This window comes from Pseudomonas sp. EU05-FHT14B02, from assembly GCF_058791055.1.
In genome coordinates this window covers 97,514-110,874 of sequence record NZ_JBYTDD010000005.1, presented here as the reverse complement: position 1 = coordinate 110,874, position 13,361 = coordinate 97,514, and the positions used below count along the sequence as shown (strand labels likewise).

Here is a 13,361-nt window from a genome sequence, read left to right as displayed (position 1 = left end):
TTCTTGTGGTGAGGATGGCTGGGAGTCTATCAACCCTCGCGCAGAACTGTCAGCGGGCTGGCATTCAATGCCCGACGGGTGCCGAACACTCCTGCACCACCAATGAGCATGGCGCCCACCAATGGGAGCAACAACAGCCATGGATGTGGATGCCACGGCAGGTCAAAGGCGTAGCGGTAGAGCACCCAGCTCACCACTTCCGAACCCAGCGCCGCCAGCAAGCCACTGACCGCGCCCAGCAAACCGAACTCGATACGCCGGGCCTTGACCAGCAATTGCCGCTCCGCCCCCAGCGCACGCAACAGCGCGCCCTGGCGAATGCGTTCATCCAGCGTCGCTTGCAGGCCGGAGAACAGCACCGCCATCCCCGCTGCCAACACGAACAACAACACGTATTCCACCGCCAGGGTTACCTGGGCGAGGATGCTGCGCAGTTGCTCCAGCAAGGCTTCGACCTGCAGGATGGTCACCGCCGGAAAGGCGCGGGACAGGTCGACAATCTGTTGGTCGTGACCCGCTGCCAGATAGAAACTGGTCAGGTAGGTCGCTGGCAGATTCTTGAGGGTGCCGGGCTGGAAGATCATGAAGAAGTTCGGCTGGAAGTTGTCCCAGTTGATCTCCCGCAGGCTGGTGACCTTCGCCTCGCGATTGACTCCGCCAACGCTGAATACCAGGTGATCGCCGAGCTTTATTTTCAGGCTCTCGGCGACCTTGCCCTCTACCGACACGCCGGGAACATCGTCCGGCATCTGTTGGTTCCACCAATTGCCGGCCGTGAGTTTGTTGCCCGACGGCAGGTCCGCGGCCCAGGTCAGGCTCAGGTCGCGCTGGATCGCCCGGTCGCCGGCCGATTCCTTGGTGACGATTTGCTGCACAGGCTCGCCGTTGATGCTGATCAAGCGTCCAGGCACCACCGGGTACAGCGGTGCCGATTGCGCCGATACGGTGATCAGGTGATCGGTGAAGGCCTGTTTGTCCGCCGGCAGGATGTTCAGCGCGAAGTAGTTTGGAGCGTTTTTCGGCAGCTGGTTCTGCCAGGTGTCCAGCAACTCGCCGCGCAGCAGCGCAATCAGCGCCATTGACAGCAGAATCAGGCCGAACGCCAGGGACTGGCCCGCGGCAGCGAGTGGATGACGCAGCAGTTGGCCCAGTCCCAGGCGCCAGGGCAAGGACGCACGAGCAAGCATGCGCCGCAGGCTCTTCAACAGCAGCAACAACAAGCCGCCCAGCACCAACGCTGCAATCACGCCGCCGCCGAGCAGGGCAAAGGTCAGCACCAGGTCCAGGCTCAGACGCCACATGATCAGGGCGAGGGCGCCCAGCGCTGCGCCGTAGACCATCCAGGTGCTGGAAGGGATCGGCAGCATGTCCCGGCGCAGCACGCGCAATGGTGGAACCCGGCCTAGAGCTGCCAGTGGCGGCAAGGCGAATCCGGCTAACGCCACCAGTCCTGTGCCGATCCCGGCAATAGCCGGAAACAGCCCGCCCGGAGGCACGTCGGTCGGCAACAAGTCATGCAGCAGGGCAAACAACCCCAGCTGTGCGAGCCAGCCGAGGAGGGCGCCGCTGATGCTGGCCAGCAGCCCGAGCACAGTCAGTTGCAGGCTGAACAGCACCATGGTTTCCCGGCGCGACAGCCCGAGGCAGCGCAGCAAGGCACTGGCATCGAACCGTCGGGTGGCGAAGCGGGTTGCCGACAGCGCCACCGCCACGCCGGACAGCAACACCGCCACCAGGCTCGCCATGTTCAGGTAGCGTTCGGCTTTGCCCAGGGCGCCACCGATCTGTCGATTACCGTCGCGGGCGTCCTGCAAGCGCTGGTTGGCGGCAAGCCCCGGTTTGATCAGTTGCCGATACGTTTCGAGTGCCTGAGTGTTGCCTCGCCATAATTCGCGATAGCTGACCCTGCTACCGGGCTGCACCACGCCGGTGGCTGCAAGGTCGTCGAGGTTGATCAGCACCCGCGGTGTCAGACTGTAGAAGTTGCCGGCGCGATCAGGTTCGTAAGTCAGCACCCGCGCCAGTTTCAGGGTTTTCATGCCGACATCGATGCTGTCGCCGATCTTCAGGTCCAGAGCGGTCAACAGGCGTGCCTCGACCCAGGCTTCACCGGGTTGCGGTCCGCCACCGACTATTTGCGTGGCAAAGGGGGTGGGCGCGCTTTTCAATTCACCGCGTAGCGGGTAGGTGTCATCGGCGGCCTTGATGCTGGACAACTGAATGCTTTTGTCGGTGGCGATGACGCTGGAGAACTCCACCACTTGGGCGTGCTCCAGACCCAGTTCGGTGCCGCTTCTTATTTGTTCGGGGCGCGCAGGCGAACTGCCTTCGAGCAGCAGGTCGGCACCGAGGAATTCGGTAGCGCGCAGCATCATGGCGCCGTTCAGGCGCGCGCCAAAGTAACCGATGGCGGTGCTGGCGGCCACGGCCACCAGCAAGGCGAAAAACAACACGCGCAATTCACCGGCGCGGGCATCGCGCAGCAATTGGCGGATGGCGAGACTGAACAGGCGCAACAGCGGCAGGCGTGCCATCAAGGCTCCAGAGGGGCGACCAGCAGGCCGGCTTCAAGACGGATCAGGCGCCGGCAACGATGGGCCAGGCGTTCATCGTGAGTCACCAGCACCAGGGTCGTGCCGCGCTCCTGGTTGAGCTCGAACAGCAAGTCGCTGATGCGCTCGCCGGTGTGGCTGTCGAGGTTGCCGGTCGGTTCGTCGGCGAACAGCACATCGGGCTCGGCGGCAAACGCTCGGGCAATCGCCACGCGTTGTTGCTCGCCCCCCGAGAGCTGGCGCGGGGAGTGAGTCAGGCGCTGGCCCAGCCCCACCCGTTGCAGCAATTGGGTGGCGCGTTCGCGGGCGTCTTTGCGGCCATCGAGTTCCAGCGGCAGCATGACGTTTTCCAGGGCATTGAGGCTGTCGAGCAACTGAAATGACTGGAACACAAAACCCACGTGCTCGGCGCGGATGCGCGCACGCTGGTCTTCATCGAGGTTGCTCAGGCCTTGCCCGGCGAGAGTGACTTCGCCGCTGCTCGGCAGGTCGAGGCCGGCAAGCAGGCCCAGCAGGGTGGACTTGCCGGAGCCGGAAGCGCCGACGATGGCCAGGCTGTCACCCTGGTTCAGTTCCAGGCTGAGTTGGTGCAGGATGGTCAGTTCACCTTCCGCGCTGGGAACCACTTTGCTAAGGTCCTTCGCGATGAGAATGCTTGCGCCCATGGAGAGTCCGATGCGTGTCTGGTTTTTGAGTGCTGGCCTGGCCTTGATTTGCATGGCCCAAAACGCAGCGGCGGGTACAGTCCTGATCGTTGGCGATAGTATCAGCGCCGGTTTCGGGCTGGATACCCGGCTGGGGTGGGTGTCGCTGCTTGAGCAACGGCTCAGGCACGAAGGTTTCGACGACAAAGTGATCAATGCGTCCATCAGTGGCGACACCAGTGCCGGAGGCCAGGCGCGCCTGCCCGCGCTGCTTGCAGAGCATAAACCGGAACTGGTGATCCTCGAGTTGGGCGGCAATGATGGTCTGCGCGGGATGTTGCCAACTCAATTGCAACAAAATCTTGCTTCGATGATCGACAGCTCCCGGGCCAGCGGTGCCAAGGTGTTGTTGCTCGGCATGCAATTGCCACCCAATTATGGTGCGCGTTACACCAAGGCGTTCGCCGAGGTCTACAGCAACCTGGCCGAAGAGAAAAAGATCCCGCTGGTGCCGTTTTTCCTCGATGGCGTAGGCGGCCATCCGGACTTGATGCAGGCTGACGGCATACACCCGGCGGCTGGGGCCCAGGACAAGTTGCTGGAAAATGTCTGGCCTACTCTAAAACCGCTGTTATGACACTTTTCTAGAAGCAGGCTTTCGGCTAAGGTGGCGCCCCCGATTTGGAGCCCCCGATGCCGCGTCCCGCCTGGTCACTATTTGCCTATCAACTGATCGAGCCTGACGAACAGCTGGATCTGTTCGCCTGCCAGGAAGTGCGGGTGCATCTGGTGACCCGTCAGCTGGAGTTGGGCGGTTCGGCGGACCGCACCCTGTGCGGCAGTCTGTTGCCGGCGCAACCTCGCTGGTCGAGTGTTGATCGCCGGGTGTTTCAGGACCAGCGGCTGTGTTCGTTGTGTAGGGCCATTCTTGAGTCGCAGAAGCGGGGGACGTCGCCGATCTGGCCTGAATTGCGGTTTGAGCTTTGATCCGTCAGGAGTCGGGGCGGCCTTCGAGCCGACCTGTCTTTCGTTGACCGTGTACATATCCGTTGCTGCGGTAACGGCGGCTGGCGGTTTCGCCCTTACGGCGACTCACTTTTTTACAAGCGTCTAAAAAAGTAAGCAAAAAATGCCCCTTACGTACGGCCCCTCGCTAAAGCTCGGGGTTCCTTCGCTCCGGTATTCATCAGGGCGCATTGCCTCCGGTCTGCTTCGCGACGACCTCCTCTCGATGTGTTCGAATTCGTCGAACGGCGCTGCGCGCCTGTCCCCGGATGAACACCTCCACTCAGCCTTCCGAGGGGGCGGGTGGATCAAGATCAAGAGCTGCAGGCAAGCTAACGCTCGGCCTGATGAGTGGTGAAGAACGTGGGGGTACGCGGCCCTGCTTTTGCTCTGCTCTTCTGTAGGAGCGAGCTTGCTCCGGGCGGCGTTCCGACGATGGACGTCAACGATAACGCGTGCTGCCCGAATGCCCGAGTTGTCCTGGCGTTTTTCGCGAGCAAGCCCACTCCCACACGGGATCGAAGATAATCGCAAAATCGGCCTGCACTGCCTGTAATCGGGCGATCTCCCCGAAATAATGGACTGCAGTGTACAATCGCGCTCTTATACTCTCAGTTGATCATGCATAGGATTTTCCGGATGTTGTCGCGCTTTCCTGCCGTCACCCGCTGCCTGACTCTTGCCGTCCTCTTTGTGGCCGGTCCAGTCGCAGCATTGGAGCTTCCCCTGCCACCGCCCGGTGAGGACATCATCGGCCAGGTGCAGGTGATCAAGGCCAAGTACGAAGATACCTTCGCCGACCTTGGTACCACCTACGATCTGGGCTACACGGAAATGGTCGCGGCCAACCCGGGTGTCGATGCCTGGTTGCCTGGCGTCGGTACGGAAATCATTCTGCCGACTCGCTTCATCCTGCCACCAGGCCCGCGTGAAGGCATCGTGATCAACCTGGCCGAGTACCGCCTCTACTACTACCCGAAAGGCAAGAACGTGGTGTACACGTTCCCGCTGGGTATCGGCCGTGAAGGTTGGGGCTCGCCGATTGCCCACACCAGCATCACCGCCAAGACACCGAACCCTACCTGGACGCCTCCGGCTTCGATCAAGGCCGAGCACGCAGCAGATGGTGATCCCCTGCCCAACGTCGTGCCGGCCGGCCCTGACAACCCGCTGGGGCCGTTCAAGTTTACTCTGGGCACTCCGGGCTACCTGATCCACGGCTCGAACAAGAAGTTCGGTATCGGCATGCGCACCAGCCACGGCTGCTTCCGCATGTTCAACAACAACGTGCTGGAAATGGCGGGCATGGTGCCGGTCGGTACGTCGGTACGGATCATCAACGACCCGTACAAGTTCGGCATGAGTGGCGGCAAGGTCTATCTGGAGGCGCATACGCCGCTGGACGACAAGGGCAACCCGTCGGTGGTCGACAAGCACACCGCGGTCATCAATGCGATGCTCAAGCGTGAAGACATCACCAACAACCTGCGTATGAACTGGGATGTGGTGCGTGATGTGGTCGCCGCTGAAGACGGCCTGCCGGTTGAGATCGCTGTGCCGGGCAACGGCGTTGCACCGATGGTATCGAGCATGCCGATCGACCCGCTGCAGTAACGCTGGCAAATAGCCCGTCGGCGCGGACAGCGTCGACGGGTTTTTTATTGCCTGGAGAAACGCCAGGCAATAAAAAAGCCGACCCAAAAAATGGGTCGGCTTGATAACAATCCCGAAGGATTATTACTTGCGGCTAGCTTTGTCCAGCATGCGCAGAGCACGCTCGTTAGCTTCGTCAGCAGTCTGTTGTGCTTTTTGAGCAGCAGCCAGAGCTTCATCAGCTTTACGGTAAGCTTCGTCTGCACGAGCCTGGGAGCGAGCAGCTGCGTCTTCAGTAGCGGTCAGACGTGCTTCGGTTTCTTTCGATGTGCTGCTGCAACCGGTAGCCAGAACTGCGGCCAGAGCCAGAGCAGAGAATTTCAGAACGTTGTTCATCGTGTTCCCCTTCAAGGACTTTCTATTAAGTAGCTATCTCCTCCGATTGAGGAAATAGCCGGCGTACATACTACCCATTACTTGTAGTAAGTAAAACTGACGTGAAGCAAGAAGCAAAAAAAATTGTAGGCGTTGATTCTTTTTCGAGCAACTTTTAACTGAATTGTTTAAAAAATATCCAGCTGCAAGGCCCGTAGCTGAGCGAACTGGAGAGAAAAAGTTCCTTCGGCACACCGCTCTTTTTACCGTTTGGCTAAAGTCCGCCTACATGGATTTGTCTACACTTTTGTTCGGCTTTTGCGTAGCGCCTCCCAATATCTTTCTCGATGTTCAGGTGACTTTAACAGCGGGCGCTCGTCTTAAGTCTCAACATCCGGCAATGTACAGGCTATCGACCCGAGTGATCTTCGGTCGAGCCAATCCTGCGTGATCCGGAGCAGCACCCGCCAACCCGCACGATGACGAGCGCATCTTGAGCATTTCTGCCAATGGTGCCTACTATTTGTACGTGCTAGGTAGCGCGAGATCGGTGCAGCTCTTCTCGGTGTCCACTCAGGCACGGGGTGGCGTAGATGTTCCTTCGCCGGAAAAACATCGGTAAGGTAGGGGTCGGAATTCCAGACCCGCGAGGAGTAGTGATGAGCGAGGCGTTGTCCATCCACCATGACCAGGCTGGTCATCAGTTCGAGACCAATGTGGACGGTCATCGTGCCTATCTGACCTATATGGATCTGGGGAAACAGACCCTGGATATCTATCGCACCTTCGTGCCCAACGCATTGCGTGGTCGCGGTATTGCGGCAGCCTTGACCGAGAAGGCGCTGGAGTACGCTGACGAAATGGGCTACACCGTCATTCCATCGTGCTCCTACGTCGAGCGCTACATGGAGCGTCACCAGCGGCATGCGGCCAAGCTGAGTCAGTGACCTTCAACAAAACGAATACATAAAAAAACGCCGGGACCAGCCCGGCGTTTTTTTGTGTGTGCTTTTTGCGCGGCTAAACAGGCGATCAGCTGCGATCGCGTTTAGGCAGCACATCCTTGAGCTTGGCATGCATGCTGCGCAAGGTGTTTTCGGTAGCGGTCCAGTCGATGCAGGCGTCGGTGATCGACACGCCGTATTGCAGGTCGGCGAGGTCTTTCGGGATCGCCTGGGCGCCCCAGTTCAAGTGGCTTTCAACCATCAAGCCGATGATCGACTTGTTGCCTTCGAGGATCTGGTTGGCGACGTTCTCCATCACCAGTGGTTGCAGGGCCGGATCCTTGTTGGAGTTGGCGTGGCTGCAATCGACCATGATGTTCGGCTTAATCTTCGCCTTGTTCAGCGCCTGCTCGCAGAGCGCAACGCTGACCGAATCGTAGTTCGGTTTGCCGTTGCCGCCGCGCAGCACCACGTGACCGTAGGCATTGCCCTTGGTGGTCACGATCGACACGCCACCTTCCTGGTTGATACCCAGGAAGCGGTGCGGGCTGGAAACCGATTGCAGGGCGTTGATCGCCACGGTCAGGCCGCCATCTGTGCCGTTCTTGAAGCCGACGGCCGAGGACAGCCCGGAGGCCATTTCACGGTGAGTCTGGGATTCGGTGGTGCGCGCGCCGATAGCCGACCAACTGATCAGGTCCTGCAAGTATTGCGGGGAGATCGGGTCGAGGGCTTCAGTGGCGGTCGGCAGGCCTTTTTCGGCCAGGTCCAGCAGCAACTGGCGACCGATGTGCAAGCCGTCCTGGATCTTGAACGAGTCGTCCAGGTACGGGTCGTTGATCAAGCCTTTCCAGCCGACTGTGGTACGTGGCTTCTCGAAATACACGCGCATGACCAGATACAGGGTATCGGACACTTCGGCGGCGAGAACCTTCAGGCGGTCGGCATATTCGTGGGCGGCCTTGATGTCGTGGATCGAGCAAGGCCCGATGACGACGAACAGGCGGTGGTCGGTGCCATCCAGAATGTTGCGAATGACTTCGCGGCCCTTGGTGACGGTGCGCAGTGCGGCGTCGCTCAGGGGGATATCGCGCTTGAGCTGATCGGGAGTGATCAGTGTCTCGTTGGAGGCGACGTTTAGGTCGTTGATCGGTAAATCAGCCATCGTTTACTCGTCAGGTCACGGGTGCCGGCCGCCAGCGAACCCGCGCGGCGGAGCACAGCAAATTAAGCGCGTCGGGGAGCTGAACCTTAGCGCGTTACACCGTGGCTCGACAATGGGCAGACGCCGGTTTGGTGGGGTTTCGCAGTCAGTTTCCCTGCCGCGAGGGGCAAACCGATCAAGAATGCTTCTATTCCAGCACCGGTTGCGCAAAAGCCTTGCGCACCGAATCGTGAGAGAACTCGTCGGCATGCTCCTGGACCCATTCGAGGGCCAGGGCCTGGATGTCCTGCAAGTCTTCGTGGGCGTCATGCAGGCGGCAGTAGCGTTCGATCTGGCACACCTGTTCGCCCATCCGGGCGCTGAACAGCGTTTGTTCATCGACGAAGGCGATGCCTACCAGGTAACCGTGCTTGCGTCGCAGGCACCAGGCGACATAGCCCAGGTAGCGCATGTCCGGGTTCACGGTCGGCATGCGTACCTCCAGCGCCGTGCCGTGGCGCCAAGCGCGGTGATAATTGCAAGCCATGCCCCCGAGACTGATAGTGTGCAGCTGTCGTCGCGAAAGACACTCAGGTTTCAGCAACGTTAATTCGACGGGCACATCGTCAGGGTGAGGAATGAATCGTCCCATGAACACAGACTCCATGTGTCGGCCATCTGACATTGTTCCTCCCAGTATAGTGGTCGAATTGGAACTGACCGATTTTGACGCCGACCAACGGTTGCTGGCGATGAGCGGTGTATCGCTGGTCATTTTCACCAGTGTCGGCTGCGCCAGTTGCCGTTTTGCCCGCGAGCAATTGCCAATACTCGACCTGGCAGTCGATCGACTGTGCTGGATCGATGCTGGCAATAACGGCGGGGTGGTCGAGCGTTACCAGGTCTTTCACTTGCCGGCGCTGTTTGTCGTTCGCGACGGTGAGTTCTTTGGAACACTGAAATCGCGCCTGACCGGCACCGAGCTCAATCGGGCCGTGCGCCAGGCGCTGAGTCGAACAGCAGAGGAGTTGCCATGATGGGAGCAGTTGCCAGGCCGACGATCGGCATTATCGGAACCGGCGCAATCGGCGGTTTCTACGGGGTGATGCTGGCGCGTGCCGGTTTTGATGTGCACTTTCTGCTACGCAGCGAGTTCTCCGCGGTGGCCGAGCATGGCTTGCGAGTCGATAGCGCGCCCCACGGTGTACTGACGTTGAATCCGGTGCAGGCCTATTCGGACGCGCAAGACATGCCACCCTGCGATTGGCTGCTGGTGGGCGCGAAAACCACCAGCAACGCCGACCTGGCACCTGCCATCCTGCAGGCGGCGGCACCGAACGCCAAGGTACTGCTGTTGCAAAACGGCCTGGACGTCGAAGACAGCCTGCGCGCGTTGCTCCCCGATTCGCTGCATGTGCTTGGAGGGCTCTGCTACATCTGCGTCCATCGCGAGGCGCCGGGTGTCATTACCCATCAGGCGCTGGGCGCGGTGCATGTGGGTTATCACAGCGGTCCTGCCGATGGGCCGGCACGCAGCGCAATTGTCGAGGAGGGCGTCGGGCTGTTTCGCAGCGCCGGCCTCGATTCCCAGGCCATGGCGAATCTGCATCAGGCGCGTTGGCAAAAACTGGTCTGGAATATCCCTTACAACGGTCTCTCGGTTTTGCTGGGGGCGAGCACCACACCGTTGATGGCCGATGCCGACAGCCGCGAGCTGGTCAAGGCGCTGATGGCTGAAGTGGTGCAAGGCGCTTTTGCCTGCGGGCACGACGTACCGGCAGGCTATGCCGAGCATTTGTTCATGGTGACCGAAAAGATGCCCGACTACTGGCCGAGCATGTACCACGATTATTTGCACAAGCGACCGCTGGAACTGGCCGCGATCTACGCCCGGCCTTTGGCGGCGGCGAAGGCAGCCGGGTGTGAGATGCCACGCATCGAGGCCTTGTATCGCAGTTTGAGTTTCATTGATCGACGCAACACCTGAGTCGACCGACCTGAGGGGGAAGGGCATGCCAAAGGCAATTGACGACAAGCTGGTGCTGGCGATTTCTTCGCGGGCGCTGTTCGACCTGAGTGAAAGTCACAAGGTCTACCTGTCGAGTGGCGTCGAGGCTTACCGACAATATCAGATCGAACACGAAGACGAAATCCTCGAGCCCGGCGATGCCTTCCCGTTGGTGCAGAAACTCCTGAACCTCAACAACAGCCTCGGTCGCGCCCGGGTCGAGGTGATTCTGGTGTCGCGCAACAGCGCCGACACCGGGCTGCGGGTGTTCAACTCGATTGACCACTACGGACTGGCCATTTCCCGTGCGGCCTTTGTCGGTGGGCGCAGTCCCTATCCCTACCTAAAGGCCTTTGGCTGCGACCTGTTTCTCTCGACCCACGCTGAAGATGTGCGCAATGCACTGGACGCCGGGTTCGCGGCAGCGACCATTCTGTCGGGCGGTGCCAGCCGCGCGGCCAGCGACGAGTTACGCATTGCCTTCGATGGAGACGCGGTACTGTTTTCCGATGAGTCGGAACGCGTTTATCAGGCCGGTGGTCTGGAGGCGTTCCAGGCCAGCGAGCGTGAGGCCGCCCGCGAACCATTGCGCGGTGGGCCGTTCAAAGGGTTTCTCGCGGCCCTCAACCTCTTGCAGCGTGAGTTCCCGGAGGACACCTGTCCGATCCGTACCGCACTGGTCACGGCGCGATCGGCGCCGGCCCATGAGCGGGTCATTCGCACATTGCGCGAATGGGACATCCGTCTCGACGAGTCGCTGTTCCTCGGCGGCCTGACCAAATCGGCCTTTCTCGAAGCCTTTGCGGCCGACGTGTTTTTCGACGATCAGGCCGGTCACTGCGAGTTGGCCCGAGAAGTCGTCGCCACCGGTCATGTGCCCCATGGCATAAGCAATGAGCAAAAGGTTTAAGCCCGCCATTCAATACGTTGCGCCGGACGTCGCAGTCGCCAAGGCACTGCTAAGCTGAATCAAATCTCCGCCATGTTGGCAGTCGAGGAGGTCATATGATTCGTTCGATGCTGTATGCCACTGACCTTGGTCTGTACGCGCCCGTGGTGATGCAGCATGCCCTGGAACTGGCCAGGACCTTCAATGCCAGTTTGTATGTCGTGCATGCGGTTGAACCCATGGGGTTGTTTGCCGAATCGGTGCTGCAAAGTTATCTCGATGAACAGGCGCTGAACGAGTTTCACAGCCAGGGCCTCAATACGGTGATTGCCAGTATCGAGCAGCGGGTGCTCGACAGTTTTCGTGAGGAGTTGGGGGATGAAGGGGAGCACGACCTGGAGCGGATTCAGGCAGTACGGGTGCTGCAGGGCGATCCGTCGCAGGTGATTCTGGACCAGGCGCAGAAACTCTCCGTGGATTTGTTGATCGTAGGTAGTCACAGCCATGGTGCTGGTGCGGAAACGCCTCTGGGGCGAACCGCCGCCCGTGTGTTGCAACTGTCCAAGGTGCCGGTCTATCTGGTGCCGCTGGTGCAACGTCGTCGTCAAGGGGATCGCTAGAACACGAATAATGGCAATTTGATAAAAAAGTTCTAGATTTATTCTTCGAGCCATTAATATAGTTATATACCGTCGCTGATGCCCGTGGCGTCTACCTGCTTTGAGGGATTCATATGAAGCTTCAACAATTGCGCTACATCTGGGAAGTGGCGCACCACGACCTCAACGTTTCCGCTACAGCCCAAAGCCTTTACACCTCTCAACCGGGCATCAGCAAGCAGATCCGTCTGCTGGAAGACGAACTGGGCGTCGAGGTTTTTGCCCGTAGCGGCAAGCACCTGACCCGTGTCACCCCGGCCGGCGAGCGCATCATCACCACCGCCGGCGAGATTCTGCGCAAGGTTGAAAGCATCAAGCAGATCGCCCAGGAATTCTCCAACGAGAAGAAAGGCACCCTGTCGATTGCCACCACTCATACCCAGGCGCGTTATGCATTGCCGCCGGTGATCAGCAATTTCATCAAGCAATACCCGGACGTGGCCCTGCACATGCATCAGGGATCGCCGATGCAAATCGCCGAAATGGCCGCTGACGGCACCGTGGATTTCGCCATTGCCACCGAAGCGCTCGAGCTGTTCGGTGATCTGGTGATGATGCCGTGCTACCGCTGGAACCGTTGCGTGGTCGTGCCTCAGGGCCACCCGCTGACCAAACTGTCGAAACTGACCCTCGAAGCGCTGGCCGAATACCCGATCGTGACGTATGTGTTCGGTTTTACCGGCCGTTCGAAACTCGACGAAGCCTTCAGCCATCGCGGCCTGACGCCGAAAGTGGTGTTCACCGCCGCCGACGCCGACGTGATCAAGACCTATGTTCGCCTGGGGCTGGGCGTAGGCATCGTGGCAAAAATGGCTGTCGACACCAAGCTCGATAGCGACCTGGTGGTACTCGATGCCAGCGAACTGTTCGAGTCCAGCGTAACCAAGATCGGCTTCCGTCGCGGCACCTTCCTGCGGGGTTTCATGTGCGACTTCATCGAGAAGTTCGCGCCGCATCTGACCCGCGAAGTCATGGCCAAGGCCATTCAGTGCCACAACAAGCAGGAACTGGAAGAGCTGTTCGAGGGCGTCGAACTACCCGTTCACTGATAGCGTTTCCTGCTGGTCAAACCACCTCGGTGACAGCGAACTGTTGCCGAGCGCCTGCCACCATGATCTCCACCTCATCGCCCTCGAACTTGCCCAGCAGGCTTTTGCCCAGCGGTGAGCGCGGGGTGATGACGGTGATCAGTTGCCCCACCAGATCGACCTTCAGCCCGGCGGCATCGGGGGCGAGAAACAGCCATTGTTCGCGGCCCTTTTCGTCCTCTAGCCCGAGCAGCGCACCCACCTCGATGCCCCGCTGATCGTCATACGGGCGAAGGGCCAGGTTCTGGCAGAGGGTCAGTGACTGGCGAATCTCCTCGACCCTTCTGGCTTGTCCGGCCGCGAGATACGAAGCCTCCAGTCCCAGGGTGTCGTACTTGTTCTCGGCGATGTTTTCTTCATGGGTCGCCGTTTCGTAAGCGGTTTGCGCGGCCCGTTCGGCGATGTCGAGATCGATCCGCAGCTTGTCGATAATCAGTTGGTGGACGGTTTGCTTATTCAT

At 59.9% G+C, this 13,361-nt stretch carries 15 protein-coding genes; 9 read left to right on the top strand and 6 right to left on the bottom strand.

Going from position 1 to position 13,361, the window contains the following annotated elements; genetic code table 11:
* Nucleotides 1-29: 29 nt before the first annotated feature.
* Nucleotides 30-2,534 (bottom strand): ABC transporter permease, encoded by a 2,505-nt coding sequence (locus AC3WTM_RS07165; protein ID WP_102671944.1) that lies wholly within the window; start codon nucleotides 2,532-2,534, stop codon nucleotides 30-32.
* Nucleotides 2,534-3,217: an ABC transporter ATP-binding protein gene (locus tag AC3WTM_RS07160; RefSeq protein ID WP_102671943.1), complete on the bottom strand. Its 684-nt coding sequence runs from the start codon at nucleotides 3,215-3,217 to the stop codon at nucleotides 2,534-2,536. Before AC3WTM_RS07160 ends, AC3WTM_RS07165 begins: the two co-directional genes overlap by 1 nt.
* A 10-nt stretch (nucleotides 3,218-3,227) precedes the next feature.
* Here AC3WTM_RS07160 and AC3WTM_RS07155 point away from each other — a divergent pair, with 10 nt between their 5' ends.
* From AC3WTM_RS07155 to AC3WTM_RS07145, 3 genes are all read left to right on the top strand, one after another.
* A complete protein-coding gene (locus AC3WTM_RS07155; protein ID WP_102671942.1) occupies nucleotides 3,228-3,833 on the top strand; it encodes an arylesterase in 606 nt (201 codons plus the stop codon).
* Nucleotides 3,834-3,889: 56 nt separating this feature from the next.
* Nucleotides 3,890-4,183: a hypothetical protein gene (locus AC3WTM_RS07150; RefSeq protein ID WP_003226812.1), complete on the top strand. Its 294-nt coding sequence runs from the start codon at nucleotides 3,890-3,892 to the stop codon at nucleotides 4,181-4,183.
* A 657-nt stretch (nucleotides 4,184-4,840) separates the two neighbouring features.
* Nucleotides 4,841-5,815, top strand: a complete 975-nt coding sequence (locus AC3WTM_RS07145) for a L,D-transpeptidase family protein (protein WP_102671941.1) — start codon at nucleotides 4,841-4,843, stop codon at nucleotides 5,813-5,815.
* A gap of 123 nt (nucleotides 5,816-5,938) precedes the next feature.
* On the opposite strand, the gene oprI is transcribed toward AC3WTM_RS07145, so the two are convergent.
* A complete protein-coding gene (oprI, locus tag AC3WTM_RS07140) occupies nucleotides 5,939-6,190 on the bottom strand; it encodes an outer membrane lipoprotei OprI (RefSeq protein ID WP_007943620.1) in 252 nt (83 codons plus the stop codon).
* A 638-nt stretch (nucleotides 6,191-6,828) separates the two neighbouring features.
* Here oprI and AC3WTM_RS07135 point away from each other — a divergent pair.
* Nucleotides 6,829-7,116 carry a GNAT family N-acetyltransferase gene (locus AC3WTM_RS07135; RefSeq protein ID WP_007973562.1) on the top strand — a complete coding sequence of 96 codons (288 nt, stop codon included), beginning with the start codon at nucleotides 6,829-6,831 and terminating at the stop codon, nucleotides 7,114-7,116.
* Between the two features lie 85 nt (nucleotides 7,117-7,201).
* Here AC3WTM_RS07135 and AC3WTM_RS07130 read toward each other — a convergent pair whose 3' ends face one another.
* Together AC3WTM_RS07130 and AC3WTM_RS07125 are read right to left on the bottom strand one after the other, a co-directional pair.
* Nucleotides 7,202-8,278: a 3-deoxy-7-phosphoheptulonate synthase gene (locus tag AC3WTM_RS07130; RefSeq protein WP_085715330.1), complete on the bottom strand. Its 1,077-nt coding sequence runs from the start codon at nucleotides 8,276-8,278 to the stop codon at nucleotides 7,202-7,204.
* 187 nt (nucleotides 8,279-8,465) lie between these two features.
* Complete coding sequence (locus AC3WTM_RS07125) at nucleotides 8,466-8,909, bottom strand: PilZ domain-containing protein (RefSeq protein ID WP_102671940.1); 444 nt, start codon at nucleotides 8,907-8,909, stop codon at nucleotides 8,466-8,468.
* On the opposite strand from AC3WTM_RS07125, the gene AC3WTM_RS07120 reads away from it, so the two are divergent.
* The 5 genes from AC3WTM_RS07120 (at nucleotide 8,908) to cysB (ending at nucleotide 12,862) form a co-directional block, all read left to right on the top strand.
* On the top strand, nucleotides 8,908-9,294 hold the full coding sequence (locus AC3WTM_RS07120; protein ID WP_102671939.1) for a thioredoxin family protein: 387 nt from the start codon (nucleotides 8,908-8,910) through the stop codon (nucleotides 9,292-9,294). The two genes, AC3WTM_RS07125 and AC3WTM_RS07120, sit on opposite strands and share 2 nt — an antisense overlap.
* The gene (locus AC3WTM_RS07115) at nucleotides 9,291-10,244 is read left to right on the top strand and encodes a putative 2-dehydropantoate 2-reductase (RefSeq protein ID WP_102671938.1); all 954 of its coding nucleotides are present in this window, start codon (nucleotides 9,291-9,293) and stop codon (nucleotides 10,242-10,244) included. Before AC3WTM_RS07120 ends, AC3WTM_RS07115 begins: the two co-directional genes overlap by 4 nt.
* Before the next feature lie 25 nt (nucleotides 10,245-10,269).
* The gene (locus AC3WTM_RS07110) at nucleotides 10,270-11,175 is read left to right on the top strand and encodes a 5'-nucleotidase (RefSeq protein WP_057713810.1); all 906 of its coding nucleotides are present in this window, start codon (nucleotides 10,270-10,272) and stop codon (nucleotides 11,173-11,175) included.
* A 95-nt stretch (nucleotides 11,176-11,270) separates the two neighbouring features.
* On the top strand, nucleotides 11,271-11,774 hold the full coding sequence (locus AC3WTM_RS07105; RefSeq protein ID WP_056727114.1) for a universal stress protein: 504 nt from the start codon (nucleotides 11,271-11,273) through the stop codon (nucleotides 11,772-11,774).
* 113 nt (nucleotides 11,775-11,887) lie between these two features.
* Nucleotides 11,888-12,862: an HTH-type transcriptional regulator CysB gene (gene cysB / locus AC3WTM_RS07100; RefSeq protein WP_015094029.1), complete on the top strand. Its 975-nt coding sequence runs from the start codon at nucleotides 11,888-11,890 to the stop codon at nucleotides 12,860-12,862.
* A 16-nt stretch (nucleotides 12,863-12,878) separates the two neighbouring features.
* On the opposite strand, the gene AC3WTM_RS07095 is transcribed toward cysB, so the two are convergent.
* Nucleotides 12,879-13,361: a GreA/GreB family elongation factor gene (locus AC3WTM_RS07095; protein WP_102671937.1), complete on the bottom strand. Its 483-nt coding sequence runs from the start codon at nucleotides 13,359-13,361 to the stop codon at nucleotides 12,879-12,881.

Excerpts from the sequence above, each read along its gene's own strand:
- AC3WTM_RS07165 (WP_102671944.1), bottom strand. The coding sequence starts at position 2,534 with ATGGCACGCCTGCCGCTGTTGCGCCTGTTCAGTCTCGCCATCCGCCAA.
- AC3WTM_RS07160 (WP_102671943.1), bottom strand. The coding sequence starts at position 3,217 with ATGGGCGCAAGCATTCTCATCGCGAAGGACCTTAGCAAAGTGGTTCCC.
- AC3WTM_RS07155 (WP_102671942.1), top strand. The coding sequence starts at position 3,228 with ATGCGTGTCTGGTTTTTGAGTGCTGGCCTGGCCTTGATTTGCATGGCC.
- AC3WTM_RS07150 (WP_003226812.1), top strand. The coding sequence starts at position 3,890 with ATGCCGCGTCCCGCCTGGTCACTATTTGCCTATCAACTGATCGAGCCT.
- AC3WTM_RS07145 (WP_102671941.1), top strand. The coding sequence starts at position 4,841 with ATGTTGTCGCGCTTTCCTGCCGTCACCCGCTGCCTGACTCTTGCCGTC.
- oprI (WP_007943620.1), bottom strand. The coding sequence starts at position 6,190 with ATGAACAACGTTCTGAAATTCTCTGCTCTGGCTCTGGCCGCAGTTCTG.
- AC3WTM_RS07135 (WP_007973562.1), top strand. The coding sequence starts at position 6,829 with ATGAGCGAGGCGTTGTCCATCCACCATGACCAGGCTGGTCATCAGTTC.
- AC3WTM_RS07130 (WP_085715330.1), bottom strand. The coding sequence starts at position 8,278 with ATGGCTGATTTACCGATCAACGACCTAAACGTCGCCTCCAACGAGACA.
- AC3WTM_RS07120 (WP_102671939.1), top strand. The coding sequence starts at position 8,908 with ATGAACACAGACTCCATGTGTCGGCCATCTGACATTGTTCCTCCCAGT.
- AC3WTM_RS07125 (WP_102671940.1), bottom strand. The coding sequence starts at position 8,909 with ATGGGACGATTCATTCCTCACCCTGACGATGTGCCCGTCGAATTAACG.
- AC3WTM_RS07115 (WP_102671938.1), top strand. The coding sequence starts at position 9,291 with ATGATGGGAGCAGTTGCCAGGCCGACGATCGGCATTATCGGAACCGGC.
- AC3WTM_RS07110 (WP_057713810.1), top strand. The coding sequence starts at position 10,270 with ATGCCAAAGGCAATTGACGACAAGCTGGTGCTGGCGATTTCTTCGCGG.
- AC3WTM_RS07105 (WP_056727114.1), top strand. The coding sequence starts at position 11,271 with ATGATTCGTTCGATGCTGTATGCCACTGACCTTGGTCTGTACGCGCCC.
- cysB (WP_015094029.1), top strand. The coding sequence starts at position 11,888 with ATGAAGCTTCAACAATTGCGCTACATCTGGGAAGTGGCGCACCACGAC.
- AC3WTM_RS07095 (WP_102671937.1), bottom strand. The coding sequence starts at position 13,361 with ATGAATAAGCAAACCGTCCACCAACTGATTATCGACAAGCTGCGGATC.